3 protein-coding genes are annotated in these 15,017 nt (G+C 45.1%); 1 reads left to right on the top strand and 2 read right to left on the bottom strand.

Features of this window, described 5'->3' with window-relative positions; translation table 11 throughout:
* Positions 1-4: 4 nt before the first annotated feature.
* On the bottom strand, positions 5-1,573 hold the full coding sequence (gene cobA, locus QUB13_RS11120; RefSeq protein WP_333380614.1) for a uroporphyrinogen-III C-methyltransferase: 1,569 nt from the start codon (positions 1,571-1,573) through the stop codon (positions 5-7).
* A gap of 247 nt (positions 1,574-1,820) precedes the next feature.
* Here cobA and QUB13_RS11115 point away from each other — a divergent pair, with 247 nt between their 5' ends.
* Complete coding sequence (locus QUB13_RS11115; protein ID WP_333380612.1) at positions 1,821-5,048, top strand: glycosyltransferase; 3,228 nt, start codon at positions 1,821-1,823, stop codon at positions 5,046-5,048.
* A gap of 73 nt (positions 5,049-5,121) precedes the next feature.
* On the opposite strand, the gene QUB13_RS11110 is transcribed toward QUB13_RS11115, so the two are convergent.
* A complete protein-coding gene (locus QUB13_RS11110) occupies positions 5,122-14,904 on the bottom strand; it encodes a tetratricopeptide repeat protein (protein ID WP_333380610.1) in 9,783 nt (3,260 codons plus the stop codon).
* Positions 14,905-15,017: the final 113 nt, after the last annotated feature.

The following is a 15,017-nucleotide window of genomic DNA, read 5'->3' as shown; positions in this document are numbered from 1 at the left end:
AAACTTACAAAGTTTGATATTTTGTTGCCCATTGGACGATCGCCTCAGTCAGCCCGTCTAACGTATATTCTGTGGCTTCTACGTCTACTTTACCCAATAATTTTAGGCAGCTTTTGGACGTTTCGGGCCCGATCGAGGCGATGCAAACATTTTCTAACCAATCCTCAGACAAAGACAATTCTGGGTTTTTCTCTATGAGATGGCAAAAGTTATGCACGGTTTTGGAACTGGCAAAGGTTATGATATTTACGGCTTGATTTTGGAGTGCGGCTAGGGCGATCGGAGCGACAGTTTCGGGACAGCAAGATTGGTAAGCTGGTACTTCGATTACTTGCGCTCCTTTGGCGGTGAATTCTTTGACTAAAACTTCTCTCCCGCCGCTTTCTACTCTGGGAAATAGAATCTTGCAGTTTTGCAAGTTATCGGGGAAGTTTTCGATTAGGGAGTCGGCGACGAAATTGGGGGGAATAAAGTCTGGTTGTAAAGAGTGCGAGCGCAAACTTTCTGCTGTTTTTTTGCCGACTACTGCGATTTTAATGCCACACAAGCTGCGCGCGTCTTTGCCTTTTGCTTGCAATCTTTGAAAAAACCAGTCTACAGCGTTGTGGGATGTGAGAATTAACCAGTGAAAGCTTGACAATTGTGCGATCGCCCTGTCTAATGGTTCCCAAGTGGACGGCGCACCAATTACCAAGGCGGGCATTTCGATCGCGCGGGCTCCTAGTTGCTGGAGTCGATCGCTAAATTGATTGGACTGGGAAGCTGCGCGGGTGACTAAAATCGTTTTTCCGGCTAGCTGCTGGCTGTTGTTAGAAATGACTGGTGTAACGCTCATGTTTGTGTTTTCCGATCCGATTAAATATTCGCGCAATCTGACTACTTCTCCAATGACGATCGCGCAAGGCGATAGAGATTGACCTGCTGTTTGCTGTAAGATGTTGAACAGAGTTCCGATCCAAATTTTCTGTTCGGGGCGGCTGCAATCTCGGATAATGGCGATCGGTGTTTCGGGCGATCGCCCGTGTTTTTGCAATTGCCAAATTATCTCGCTTAAATTGCGCCCTCCCATCAATATTACCAAAGTTTCAATCCGCACTAATGCTTCCCATTCTAAAGCATCTGTTTCGTGGGCGCTCATCACTGCAAAACAGCGGCTCATCACCGGATCTGTGAGGGGAATTCCTGCTAGCATTGGTGCGGCTAATGCGGATGAAATTCCGGGTACTACTTCAAACTCGCAGCCTGCTGTTATCAATGCTTGAATTTCGGAACTGGAGCGACCAAAAATAAACGGATCGCCGCTTTTGAGGCGCACTACTTGTTTGCCTAACTTACACTGTTCTACAAGCAAGCGGTTGATTTCTTGCTGCTGGGTGGAAGGTTTTCCGCCGCGTTTCCCAACTTCTATTTTTCGACAAGTTACTGGGATTAATTCGAGTTGTGGGATGTCGATGAGAGCGTCGTAAATTAAGACTTCGGCTTGGGATAGCAGTTTGTGCGATCGCACTGTCATCAAGTCACAATCTCCGGGCCCCGCACCGACTAGATAAACTTTTCCTTTTGGGTTTTTCATAAGTCATCCTCGATAGTATAATTTAAGGAAGAAGGAAGAAGGAAGTTCGGCAACGAGCAATGTACGGGATGTAACGGATGTAACGGATGTAAGTACGTCGGAAGAAGGAAGAAGGAAGAAGGAAGAAGGAAGAAGGAAGAAGGAGCAATCATGAAATAACAAATAACAAATAACTAATGCCCAATTCCCTGTTTGGTCAATGCCCAATTCCCTGTTTGGCCAATTCCTAACCAAAAATCCTATATTTATGCAGATTATCATCATCACGGCCGCCGATGCAAATTACTTTGAGCTGGTGCGAGGCACTATTTTATCGGTGCGGGAAAAATCAGAGGGTGCAAATGTGGCGATCGGCTTTTTCGATCTCGGCTGCACTCCCGAACAATTGCAGTGGCTGGAAACACAAGTTAATTTCATTCAAAAACCTGATTGGGACTTTGACTTTCCCGGCAGAAATGAAGCTCCCGAACATTTAAAAGGATTATTAGTTAGACCTTGTTTGCGAAAATACTTTCCCAATTTTGATATATACCTTTGGATAGATGCGGATGCTTGGGTTCAAGACTGGAGAGCAATTAATTTGTTAGTTGAAGGAGCATCGCGCCGGGGACTGGCAATTGTTCCCGAAGTTCACAGGGCGAGCTTGCAGCAGTACGGACAACTTCCTCAATTTTGGCCGTGGGTTTATCAACAATATGAAGCTAACTTTGGTGAAGAAATTGCTAAGAAATTCTACAGTTATCCGATATTAAATGCCGGAGTTTTCGCACTCCGAAAAGATGCTTTGCACTGGGAAATCTGGGCTGAAAAACTCCATCAAGGATTGCAAAGATCCGGCTGTGTCATGACAGATCAATTTGCCCTCAACCTCGCTGTTTACAGTGGCGAATTGTTCAATCTCACTGAAATGCTGCCAGCTTGGTGCAATTGGATATTCAACGGTTTTCCGGTTTGGGATAAGCAGCGAGGCTGTTTTGTGGAGCCGTACTTGCCGCAGGAGGCGATCGGCATTTTGCATTTAGCTGGCCGCCAAAATTTTGACCGAATAAAATTGATGGCAACAGACGGCGATATACTGGAAATGAGCGTTCGTTACCAACCAAAAGAACAAAAAACAATACAAATATTTCAAAAACAAAAAATGAACTATCAACCCAATAAAATCCACGCAAATAATTTATTAATACCAGGAGATTATGTCTCGCCGGGATTCAAAAAAATTATCCCCGACTCCTATTTTCCTAATATGATAGTTGCCGATCCTAATGTGAGTAGCTGGCCTTATTTGCGCCGGGAAATTCCGCATAATTGGTATGCAGACAAGCGCTATCCATACATCGGATTTCTCAGCCGCGACGAAGCACATATTTTGTACAATACAGCCCTACAATTTGCCGGAAAAAAAGCCTTAGAAATCGGCTGCTGGCTGGGATGGTCGGCCTGTCACTTAGCCCTCGCAGGGGTTGAATTAGATGTAATCGATCCGCTGTTAGAAAGAGAAGACATTCGACAAAGCGTCATCGATTCAATTCAAGGTGCTCTCAATGCGTCTGGCGTGCAAACTTCCGTGAAGCTAGTACCCGGTTACAGCCCCCAAAAAGTAGAGGAATTAGCTAATCAATTTAACCGCAAATGGTCGTTAATTTTTATTGACGGAGAACACGGAGCGCCAGGCCCGTTAAATGATGCTATTGTTTGCGAACAATTGGCAGAAGAAAATGCAATAATTTTATTTCATGATTTAGCCGCTCCCGATGTTGCTCAAGGTTTGGATTATTTAAAACAAAGGGGATGGCATACTGTAATTTATCAAACAATGCAAATTATGGGTGCAGCTTGGCGGGGCAATGTCGAGCCGGTAAAACATCAACCAGATCCGAATGTTTGCTGGAATTTGCCAGCACATTTGCAGGGTTACAATATTAGCAGTCTAGATAAAATTAATTCTCAAACAAGCAGCAAAAAAACTCACAACCCACCGTCATCTTATACAAGAAATTTTTACCAATTAATCGGAGAAGGAACTCGCATTTCTGCTGGAGAAATTATTCCCCTGCTGTTAGACTTGCTGCAACCCATTTTACCTAAAAGTGTGGTGGATGTGGGCTGCGGTACGGGAGGTTGGTTAGCTGCGTTTCACAAGTTGGGAATTGCTGACTGTTTGGGAATAGATGGCGATTATGTCGATCGCACTCTTTTAGAAATTCCTTTAAATCAGTTCAAGTCTTACGACTTAAAGCAACCGCTGCAAGTAGAAAGAAAGTTTGATTTGGCAATTTCTCTGGAAGTTGCGGAACATTTACCCAGTACCTGTGCGGAAAACTTTGTTAATTCTCTAACTAAACTAGCACCAGTAATTTTGTTTTCAGCAGCAATACCATTTCAAGGCGGTGTCGAACACCTTAACGAACAGTGGCCACAATATTGGGCTTATTACTTTCAACAAAACGGTTTTGTAGTCATTGACTGCTTGAGAAAAAAAATATGGAACAATGATAAAGTCGAGCCTTGGTACGCTCAAAATATCTTGATTTTTGTCAAAGAAGAACACTTGTCGAGATATCCGAGGTTAGTGAAAGAGTATCAAAATATTGATTTGAACCAATTGGCGATCGTCCATCCAAAGATTTATTTTTACAGCTTACAAGTGGCTAGAACTTCTAGCGAAAATTCACACTCAAACCATCTACAAAGTGTAAAGCAAGTCGCAGCTTCGCCGCAGCTTGCAAGTCAACCTTTGATATCTGTGATTATTCCCTGTTACAATCAATCTCATTTTTTACCGCAAGCAGTAACTAGCGTTATCAACCAAACTTACAAAAATTGGGAAATTATCATTATCAATGACGGCAGCTTAGATACCACCAGCACAGTCGCCAAACAATTGATAGCAGCAAATCCCCAGTATCAAATTAGGCTAATAGAACAAGCTAATCAAGGGATATCAATAGCTAGAAATACTGGCATATCGGCAGCAAACGGCGAATACATCATGCCCTTAGATGCCGACGATATTTTAGCTCCAAATGCCTTGATTTGTCTTTTAGAAATATGTCTAAAATCACAAGTGCCTTGCATAGCATTTGGTTCTTATCAACTTTTTGGCGGCAATGAAAATCACACCATACCCAGTTATGATTTATATTCACGAAAAAAAATCAAACAATCTAATATGATTTGCACCTCTTCATTGTATCACAAATCAGTTTGGAATTTGGTCAACGGTTACAAAGCAGAGATGAAAGAAGGTTATGAGGATTGGGAGTTTTGGGTTAATTGTCACAAACATAGCATTCCTTTTTTGGGAACGAGAGAAATAGTTCTTAATTATCGTCGCGTTCATGGTTCTAGAAATCAAAAAGCTCAACCATACCATCATAAATTGGTAGCACAAATTGTTTCTTACAATCCAGAACTATACGATATTGAAAGTGTAAACAGTGCCAACAGACTATTGGAATCAATCGCAAATTAATCTTTTTTATAAGGACTAAAGTCTTTACTGCAAACAATTTTCCGAAAGTTTGTAGTCAGGAATTTAGTATTATCTACATATCAGCAATCACATCAAGAAACCGATTAACTTGTTTTTCCCAAGTCCAATCGAGCATAAAATTAGCCGCAGCTAAACCCCGATTTTTTGCCACTTCGCGATTAGTATAAACTTGATCCAAAGCCTCAACAACTTCTGCAACATCCGACTCTCCCCAACCTTCTACACCGGGAAAATGAGCAGTCGGTTTAACTCGTCCCTGATGCGATAAAGGATAGCAAATATTGCTGTAAATCAAGTCTAAATGGCCAGTATTTGCTGATAAAATAGTCGGAATTCCGCAGGCCATACTTTCCATTGCGACTAAATTAGTGCCGCCTTCGCAGCGGTTGGTGAAAACAGCGCAGTCGGCTTCTCGCAAAATTTGTCCTGAGAGGTGATTGGGAATTAAGCCGATGTCGATAAAAGAGTCAACTGGCAAACCGTTGGCTGCTAACCATTGGGAAATTCCTAAACTTCCGTCGCGGTTGATATTAGGAAATCCCGCAACGTTTCCGGTTTGTTCCATTCCCAGCATATATTGAGGCCAAAAGTTGTGCCACGCTGTTAGTAACAGCGCTTCTGGATGTTTGGCGCGAAATTGTTTGAAAGCGGCAATTACAATGTCTTGGCCTTTGCGATATTCTAGTTTGCCGCCGGAGAAAATCACGAAGCGATCGCCAAATAGATTAGATTTGGGTGCAGGATGGAAAATTGTCGGGTCAATGCCTTGATTTACCATCGCCACATTCGTCAAGCCGCAGCCTCTCAAAACATCGGCATTCCAGTTAGAACCGGCGACAATCACGCTATATTTTTTGGCTTTTTCTAGTGCTTCTGCTGTGATTCGCGTGTCTTCAAAAAAGATGACTCCTACTTGACAAGCGCTGGTAATTTGATTCTCAACTCCAGACGAAACTAAATTATTTCCCAAACCATAAAGTACGGGAAAGTTGCAGGAAATCTGTTTTTCTGGATTTGCGGTTACTAATTCCTGAAAATCTTTCTGCTTTTCTATTGCAGGTAATAACAGCGATTTGTGCAGCGGATTGATTGATTCTGAGGTGATGGATGGCGGTGCTAAAAGTGCTACTTCCCAGGCAGGATTTCGCAGCAGTTGCAATGTTAAATTCATGCCGTAAATTCCCCAGCCGCTGGTGATGCTGAGCGGCCAACTGATGCCGATTCCTGTTGTTTTTGGCGGGGTTTCTGGGGGTTGAATTTGAGGCAGAGCCTCTGGATCTGCATTGCCAGGCAGAGCCTGGTAACGAGTAATTAGCTGTTCTAGGGCTGCTTTTATACGATCGCCCACGCCATCCCAATCACCGGCTTTTTGCTGGCGAAACAACCGCACAGTGGGATACCAAGGGCTGTCATCGCGATCGAGCATCCACCGCCAATCCGGCATAAAAGACAGCAAAATCCACACCGGTTTCCCCAACGCACCGGCTAAATGCGCCACAGAAGTATCTACGCAAATTACTAAATCCAGTTGGGAAATAATCGCTGCGGTGTCGGCAAAATCAACGCAATGTTCGCTCAAATCTTCAATTTGTTGTTGATTTAATAAAGCGTAATCCCTCGCTGGCAAATCTTTTTGCAAGCTGTAAAAACTCGCTCCCGGAACATCTAAAAACTTCACAAAATCGCTCAACTTACACGATCGCTCATTGTTCTTGCGGTGCAGTGGCCCACCAGCCCACACAATACCTACTTTTAGCTGATTGTTTGATTCTAGGGAAAATTTACAATCCTCTGGCACTGTTAAATAAGGAATATTTACAGGCATATTTTCCAAAGTCGTTCCCAAAATTCGGGGCAAACTCATCAGCGGTGCTTGTACTTGAAAATCTGGCAAATCTGGCGGCTTTGTTGCTAAAATATCGATCCCGGCAACTTTTTCAAACAAACGCTTCAGCGACAGATGACAAGCCACAATAACTTTGCCACCTTTTTGCTTAACTAAAGATGCGTAGCGGATAAAATGAATGGTGTCGCCCAAACCTTGTTCGGGGTGCAACAATATTGTTTTTCCCTGCAAATCGGAACCGTCCCAAAGCGGCTGCTCAAAATATCTGGCTTCCAATTCTTGAGTTTGCCAGCGCGATTCGTAATCCGCAAAACCGCGCTCAAAATTTCCAGTTAAAAGCAAAGCTAAGGCTCGTCTCAAACGCCAATTTGGTGATTCTGGACATAGTTGAATTGCTTTATTGTAGAATTCGATCGCCTCTGCGACTTTTCCCTGTTCTTCGAGGGCGGAACCCAAGTATAAGTTGGTTTCGCTGAGATTGGGATTTGTTTCTAGGGCTTTGTTGTAGTGGAAAATAGCCTCAGCTATTTGCCCGTTTTCCTGTTTGAAATAACCTAAATAACTGTGGGCTACTGCGTGGTTGGGCGAGGCGACAATTACCTGTTCGTAGCGACTGGCTGCTTCTGCTTGTTTCCCTTGTTTTCGTAAAGCATTTGCTATGTGAAAATCCACATCAACTGCTGTCAGTTTTTGGGCAGAGACGAGACTGGGAGATGGCGATGTTTCACTCGCAATCAAGGATTTTGTTAACTCTTGTAAAGCTATTTTTACCCGATCGCACACTCCATCCCAATCCCCCGATTTTTCCTGGCGAAACAACCGCGCAGTCGGATACCAAGGGCTATCTTCGCGCTGCAACATCCACCGCCAATCCGGCGTACAACACAGCAAAATCCATACCGGTTTACCCAAAGCACCGGCTAAATGCGCTACAGCAGTATCAACAGAAATTACTAAATCCAGTTGCGATATCACCGCCGCAGTATCAGCAAAATCGTTCAAATTGTCGCTCAAATCGATCGCGGAAGTTTGAGTCAACAAAGTACGATCGCCCGCCGATAATTCTTTCTGAAGACTGTAAAAACTTACGCCCGGAATATCAAACAATTTCAGAAAATAGCTTAAATAACTCGATCGCACAAAATCCTTCAAATGTTCCGAACTTCCCGCCCACACAATCCCCACTTTGAAATTGCGATTCCCTACGGGATAGCTGCGCTTCACGGAGTTTAGGGAAAATTGCCAATTCGGCGGCGCTGCTAAATAAGGAACATTTGCCGGTATATTTTCTAAAGTTGTTCCCAGAATGTGCGGCAAACTCATCAGCGGTACTTGCACTTGAAAATCGGACAATTCGTCCATCCGCACCGCCACTTGCTCAATCCCAGGAATCTGCTTGAATAAACGCTTGAGTTCTTGATAGCAAGAAAGGATTACTTTGCCGCCTTTTTGCTGCACGATTGCCGCGTAGCGCACAAACTGAATTGCGTCACCCAAACCTTGTTCGCAGCGAATCAAAATAGTTTTAGAATGCAAATCTGAACCGTCCCAAATCGGCCGATCGAAATTCAACCACTGTATTTTTTTTGATTGATCGGTTTGCCAGCGCCATTCGTACTCGGCAAAACCGCGCAGCAAGTCACCTGTTAATAACAGCGCCAAGGATAAATTGAAGTGAGCTTTAGCACAATTTTCATCGAAACTAATAGCTTGATTGTAACATGAAATTGCCCGGTCTACTTCGTGCTTTGCTTCTAAAACAGTACCTAAATTATTCAGCGCTTCTACATAATTTGGCTGTAAGGCTATGGCTTTTTCTAAGCTGACCAAAGCTCGATCGAATTGGTGCATTTCTAAGAATAGATTTCCCAGGTGATAATGCCCTGCGGCGCTGTCAGGTTCTATCTCAATTGACAGACAATAAAGGCGTTTAGCTTCTTCTAGCTGATTTGTTGCTTGCATGGCCGCGCCCAAATTTACGATGGCCGGCACGTAATTGGCATTGATGGAAAGTGCTTGATTAAAACAGGCGATCGCACTTGACAAATTGCCATGCTGCTGGAGTGTCGCGCCGAGATTGTTGAGAGCTTTGACGTAAAGGGGATTTAGGGCGATCGCCTTTTGGAAACAAGATATAGCATAGTCTATACGGCCCCGATCTTGCAGAAAAATACCAAAGTTATTTTGGGATAGAGCACAGTTTGGGTCGATTTCGATTGCGCGCTGATAATATGTTGAAGCACCTGTTAAATCGCCTGTTTGATGCAGCGTCACCGCTAAATTGGTGGCTACCTCTACCGAATTTGGCTGCAAAAATAAAGATTTTTCAAAACACGAAATCGCCTCAATAAATTTTCCTTGCGACTTCAGCAGATTTCCCAGATCGAACTGTTGCTTAGCCAAGTCAAAATTAAGCTGAGTTTGTATTATTGGTTGAGATTGCTGATGCTGAGTAACTCTTTCTCGGAGCGCCAAACCAACTACTTCTAAAACTCCTTCCCAATCTTGTGCTGTTGACTGGCGAAACAAGCGCGCCGTCGGATACCAAGGGCTATCTTCCCGTTCCAACATCCACCGCCAATCTGGCACAAAACACAGCAAAATCCATAGGGGTTTACCCAAAGCACCGGCCAAGTGCGCCACAGAAGTATCTACAGAAATCACTAAATCCAGAGCCGATATTGCGGCCGCTGTATCGGCAAAGTCGTGAAAATAAGAGCTTAAATCTGTGATAGGCATTTGCTCTAACAAAGCGCGTTCTTCTGCTGTCATTTCCTTTTGCAAACTGTAAAAAGCTGCTCCGGGAATATCTAATATTTTGTCTAATAAATTGAGCGGAAACGATCGCACTTTATTTTGTGAATTGTTAGTATTGCCGCACCAGACAATCCCTACTTTCAAATTAGCAGTTTGCTTGAAAGTAAATTCCCCGCCGGGAGGCGGAGCTAAATAAGGAATCTGGGCGGGTATATTTTCTAAGGTTGTTCCAAGGAGGTGCGGCAAACTCATGAGGTGCGCGCGAACTTGAAAATCCGGCGCTGCTTCTGGACTAATTATCAACTGATCGATTCCCGCAACTCCTGCAAACAAGCGCTGCAAGTGGGGCAAACACCAAACAATTACCCGACCGCCTTTTTGCTTGACTAATTCTGCGTAGCGGATAAATTGAATTGCATCGCCTAAACCCTGTTCCGGGCAAAGCAAAATTGTTTTTCCATCCAAATCTTTGCCGTCCCAAATCGGCTGGAGAAAGTTGTATTGCGGGAACTGTTTTTTTTCAACTATTAGCCGGGATTCGTACTCTGCAAAACCGCGCTGAAAATCTCCCGCCAGCAGCAATGCTAAAGCTAAATTTAGGTGAGATTCGGGGTTGGCAATATTGAATTCAACTGCTCGATCGTAATAGTTGACAGCATCTGCAAATTGTCCGCTTTGGTGCAGAATGTTTCCCAAACCGTTGAGGGAATTGAGATAACCGGGTTTGAGTTCGATCGCCCGATTGTAACAATCCATCGCCTCCGTCATTTTTCCCGCTTCCTCAAAAGCTTTAGCGAGATTGTTCAAAGCTTCGGGAAAGTCGGATTTCAGGCTCAAAGCTTGCTGATAGCAGGCGATCGCATCTTGAATTTTACCTTGTTTGTGCAGGACAATTGCCAGATTGCAGCGAGCGCCCGCACTGGCTGGATATTTTTGAATCGCTTGCTGGCAAAAGGCTAGAGCCTCATCTAACCGATCTTGGTTTGACAGCCAATTCCCAAAAGCCAGATCGGTTGCTGCCAAATCGGGTTCCAGCGCCAGAGCTCGTTCGTAATAGGCGATCGCATCTGCAACTCGGCCCTGCCGGATCGAGGCGTATGCTAAGTTGTGCAAAGCGTCGAAATAATTGGGATCGAGCTCGATCGCCCGTTCGTAATTTGCGATCGCGCGATCGTAATCCGCGCCCGCTTCCTCCCCTTGTTTCTCCAAAGCAATTCCCAAATTTAAATAAGCCGCCGCGCAATCAGAATTTACTTGAATCGCTTGCTGATAAAGCTTTACAGCCTCATCCACATTCCCTTCTTCTTCCCGCAGCAGCCCCAAATTAATCATCGCTTCGGCGCAATTCGGGTTCAAAGACAGCGCCCGCTGGTATTGTGCGATCGCCTCTGCATTTTCCCCTGCTTCCGCCAGGGCGCTGCCCAAATTGCTCGCAGTTTCCGCCAAATTTCCGTCGATTTCTAGCGCTTGTTGGTAGTGCGCGATCGCCTCTGTCAAGCGCCCGACGTACTGTTTGACAACGCCTAAATTGCTGTGGGCGGCGGCGTAATTTGGATCGATCGCGATCGCCCGCTCGTAACATTCGATCGCACCGCCAAAATTGCGCTGCATCTGCAAATTTCGGCCAGAGCGAAACTCTGCATCCGCCGCCGCCAAAGGCACGTAGGCTGGGGAAACCAGGCGGCCCAGAGATTGCGCCACCAGAGTGAAAACCGACGCCCAATCGCCCCTGCTGGGCTGGCGAAACAGCCGCGCCGTCGGATACCAAGGACTGTCTTCGCGCTCCAGCAGCCACCGCCAATCCGGCGAAAACGCCAGCAAAATCCACACCGGTTTGCCCAAAGCGCCCGCCAAATGGGCGACAGCGGTATCGACGGCTATCACTAAATCCAATTCGGCGATCGCAGCAGCAGTATCGGCCAAATCCCCAAAATGCCGGCTCAAATCGACGATCGGAGTTCGATCCAACAGCGCGCGATCGGCCTCGGAAACCTCTTTCTGCAAGCTGTAAAAACTTACCCCCGAAACGTCCAAAAGCGGCAGAAACTGACTTAAACTGCAAGAACGCTGCATATTTTTGCGGTGTTTGGGATTCCCCGCCCAGACAATCCCAACTTTCAAATTGCGATCGGGCAAAAGCCCAAATTTAGCACCCGCATTCCCAGATAAATAAGCAGTATTTGCCGGGATTGTTTCCACCGTTGTACCCAGAACATAGGGCAAACTTAACATCGGCACTTGCACGTCAAATTCCGGCAGTGGCTCGCCTCTAACTATTAGCAAATCAATCCCGTCAACCGTTGCAAACAAACGTTGCAATTGCGGGTAACAACCAACAATGACCCTACCGCCTTTATTTTTGACGATCGCAGCGTAGCGGATAAACTGAATCGAATCGCCCAAACCTTGTTCGGCGTGCAGCAAAATAGTCTTTCCCTGCAAATCGGAACCATCCCACAGCGGCCGGTATTCTCTCGCCGCCACTGTATTTCCCGGCCCAGCCAAAAAACAGGAATGACCGATTTTAAATTCATTAATTTTCCAGCGCCACTCGTACTCCGCCAGACCATTTTCCAAATCTCCCGCCAACAGCAAAGCCAAGGACAAATTGAGGTGAGCGCTAGCATGATCTGGACTCAAAACAATCGCCCGTTTGTAGCAGGCGATCGCCTCTTCTACCGCGCCTTTTTCCAGAAAAGTCCTGCCTAAATTGTTAATAGCTTCCACAAAATCCGGCAGCAATTCGAGAGCTTTGTGATAATATTCTAGGGCATCTTCTAAATTGCCCTGTTCTTGCAAAACAGTTGCTAGATTGTTGTAAGCTTCCCAGCTATGCGGCTGAATTTCCAGCGCTCGCCTGTAGAGGTTTACAGCCTCTAAAAGTTTGCCTTTTTCTTGCAGCGCCACCGCTAAATTAATCAGTGCGGGTACGAAATCAGGATCGGCGACTAGAGCTTGTTCGTAATGTGCGATCGCCTCTGCGACTTGACCTTGCTCCTCAAAAATCTTTGCCAAATTGTAAGCTGTTTGAGGAATATTTGGATCGAGTGCTAAAGCTTCTCGGTAATGCGGGATAGCTGCGTCCAATTCGCCATTTTCTTGTTTTAGAAAACCAAAATTAATCCTGGCTTGAACGCAATTTGGATCGAGAAATATGATTTGTTCGTAAAGGGCGATCGCCTCTTGCTTGTCGCCTGTTTCCATCAACTTTTCGGCTTGCTGCAACATATCCTCTAAAACAGCCGAATTTTCCCCATTAGCCGCCCTAGTAATAGATGTTTCAATTGGCGGCATTTGCTCGATTGCTACGCGGTTGGCCAGCGCTTCGCCCGCTGTCAAAAATATTTTTTGGCTATCCTCAACCAAGCTAACGTTTGTGATTTCCAGCGCCGCAGCATCGACTGTCTTTGCGAGGGACAAATTTTTAGTATTATCCTCGGAATAAGTAGTAGAATTGGCGATCGCCAACAAACTCAAAGCCGCCTGCACATCCTGAAACAATTCTCCCCAACTTTCCGGCTGACTTTGACGGAAAAGCCTAGCAGTTGGATACCAAGGATTGTCTTCGCGATCCAGCAGCCAGCGCCAGTCAGGAGCAAAAGAAAGCAGCACCCAAACTGGTTTTCCCAAAGCACCAGCCAAGTGCGCGACAGAAGTATCGACACTAATCACTAAATCCAGTTGAGATATAGCAGAAGCCGTATCAGCCAAGTCATTCAGGTGCGGGCTTAAATCCGGCACTAAGTGGTGATTGAGCAAAGTGCGATCGCTCTCGGACAAGTTTTTTTGTAAACTATAAAAAGCAATTCCCGCCACCTCAAACAACGGAATAAAATCGCTCAAACTGCAAGATCGCTGATTGTCTTTCCGCCTGGTTGGATTCCCCGCCCACACAATTCCCACCTTAAATTTGGCATCAGAAGCCAGCGCAAATTTGCACTCAGCAGGCGGAGTCAAATAAGGAATATTTGCGGGAATTGTTTCGAGAGTTGTCCCCAAAATTCTGGGTAAACTCATCAGCGGTGCGTGAACGTCAAATACTGGTAAACCCTCAAAACTAACTGATAAATATTCAATGCCGGCAACAGTCGCAAACAACCGCGTCAGTTCTTGATAGCAAGCCACCATAATTTTAGCGCCTCGGCTGCGAAGAATTGGCGCGTAGCGAATAAACTGAATCGAATCGCCCAAGCCTTGTTCGACGTGCAGTAAAATAGTTTTTCCCTGCAAATCCGAACCATCCCAAAGCGGCTGTAGAAATTGCCTCGGTTGCAGTGTCGGAGTGCGCCACCGCCATTCGTATTCAGCAAAACCGCGCTGATAATCTCCGAACAACAGCAAAGTTAAACTAAATTCGAGGTGTGCGGTGGCGTTGTCTGGCTGTAATTCCAAGGCTCGACGGTGACAATAAAAAGCTTCTTGAAAATTGCCTAAATCCACCAATGCGTGTCCAAGGTTGTTAATAGCATCCACGAAGTCAGGCTTTAAGCTTAATGCTTGTCGGTAGTGGTCTATGGCTGCTTTTGTATTGCCTTGTTCGTGGTAAAATGCTCCGATATTATTTTGCGCCTCGGGATTTTGCGGTTCTATTTCTAAAGCTTGCTGGTAGCAGTTGAGAGCTTCGGTTAATTTATTTTGTTGCTGCAAAACTCTACCCAAGCCTAGCAGAGAATATGTCAATTTAGGATTTATTTTTAAAGCGTGCAAATAACAGGTTGCTGCATCGTTGAATTGTTTTTTTTCTGTAAATATTTTGCCTAAATTGTGGGCGGCTTCAACCAGGTTTGGGTCGAGTTTAAGCGCTGCTTGGTAATATACAAGTGCCGCGTCTGTTTCGCCTAATTGCTGTTTGAGCCAGCCCAATTTATTGCAGGAGAGTGCGGAATTTGGCTGTATTTTGATAACTTGTTCGTAACTGGCGATCGCCCTTTGATATTCGCCAACATCCAGCAAAACATGGGCCTTGTTTAAATGTGCTTCTACAAAATCGGGGTTTTGGGCGATCGCCTGTTCGTAAAAGTCGATCGCCTCAGCAACTTTTCCCTGCTGTCTCAGCGCTATTCCCAACAAACAAAGCACGTTTGCTGAATCCGGCTCGACTTCTACGATTTGCCGGTACAAATTTTCAGCTTCTAACAAACGCCCCGCTTGGTGATGTTCCCAAGCTCTTTTCAAACAGTCTTCAGCACTCTGTTTAACGGCAGATTTTTGCAGTTTTTTCTTAGAAGCCATAGTTATCTTTGTTGTTTGGGAGTTCGCTAACTTAACTAATTACCAACAGATTCTAATTTGTTAACTATTCCTTCCTTTCTTCTTCCCTGAAAGTATTTATGCAGAGAGCTTTC

This window comes from Microcoleus sp. B4-D4 (assembly GCF_036705185.1).
Classification (GTDB): Bacteria; Cyanobacteriota; Cyanobacteriia; order Cyanobacteriales; family Microcoleaceae; genus Microcoleus.
The sequence above is the reverse complement of the archived record's forward strand: the minus strand, read 5'-3'. Positions and strand labels throughout refer to the sequence as shown.

Bases quoted from the DNA above. Each gene is read 5' to 3' on its own strand.
- QUB13_RS11110 (WP_333380610.1), bottom strand. From the start codon at position 14,904: ATGGCTTCTAAGAAAAAACTGCAAAAATCTGCCGTTAAACAGAGTGCT.
- cobA (WP_333380614.1), bottom strand. From the start codon at position 1,573: ATGAAAAACCCAAAAGGAAAAGTTTATCTAGTCGGTGCGGGGCCCGGA.
- QUB13_RS11115 (WP_333380612.1), top strand. From the start codon at position 1,821: ATGCAGATTATCATCATCACGGCCGCCGATGCAAATTACTTTGAGCTG.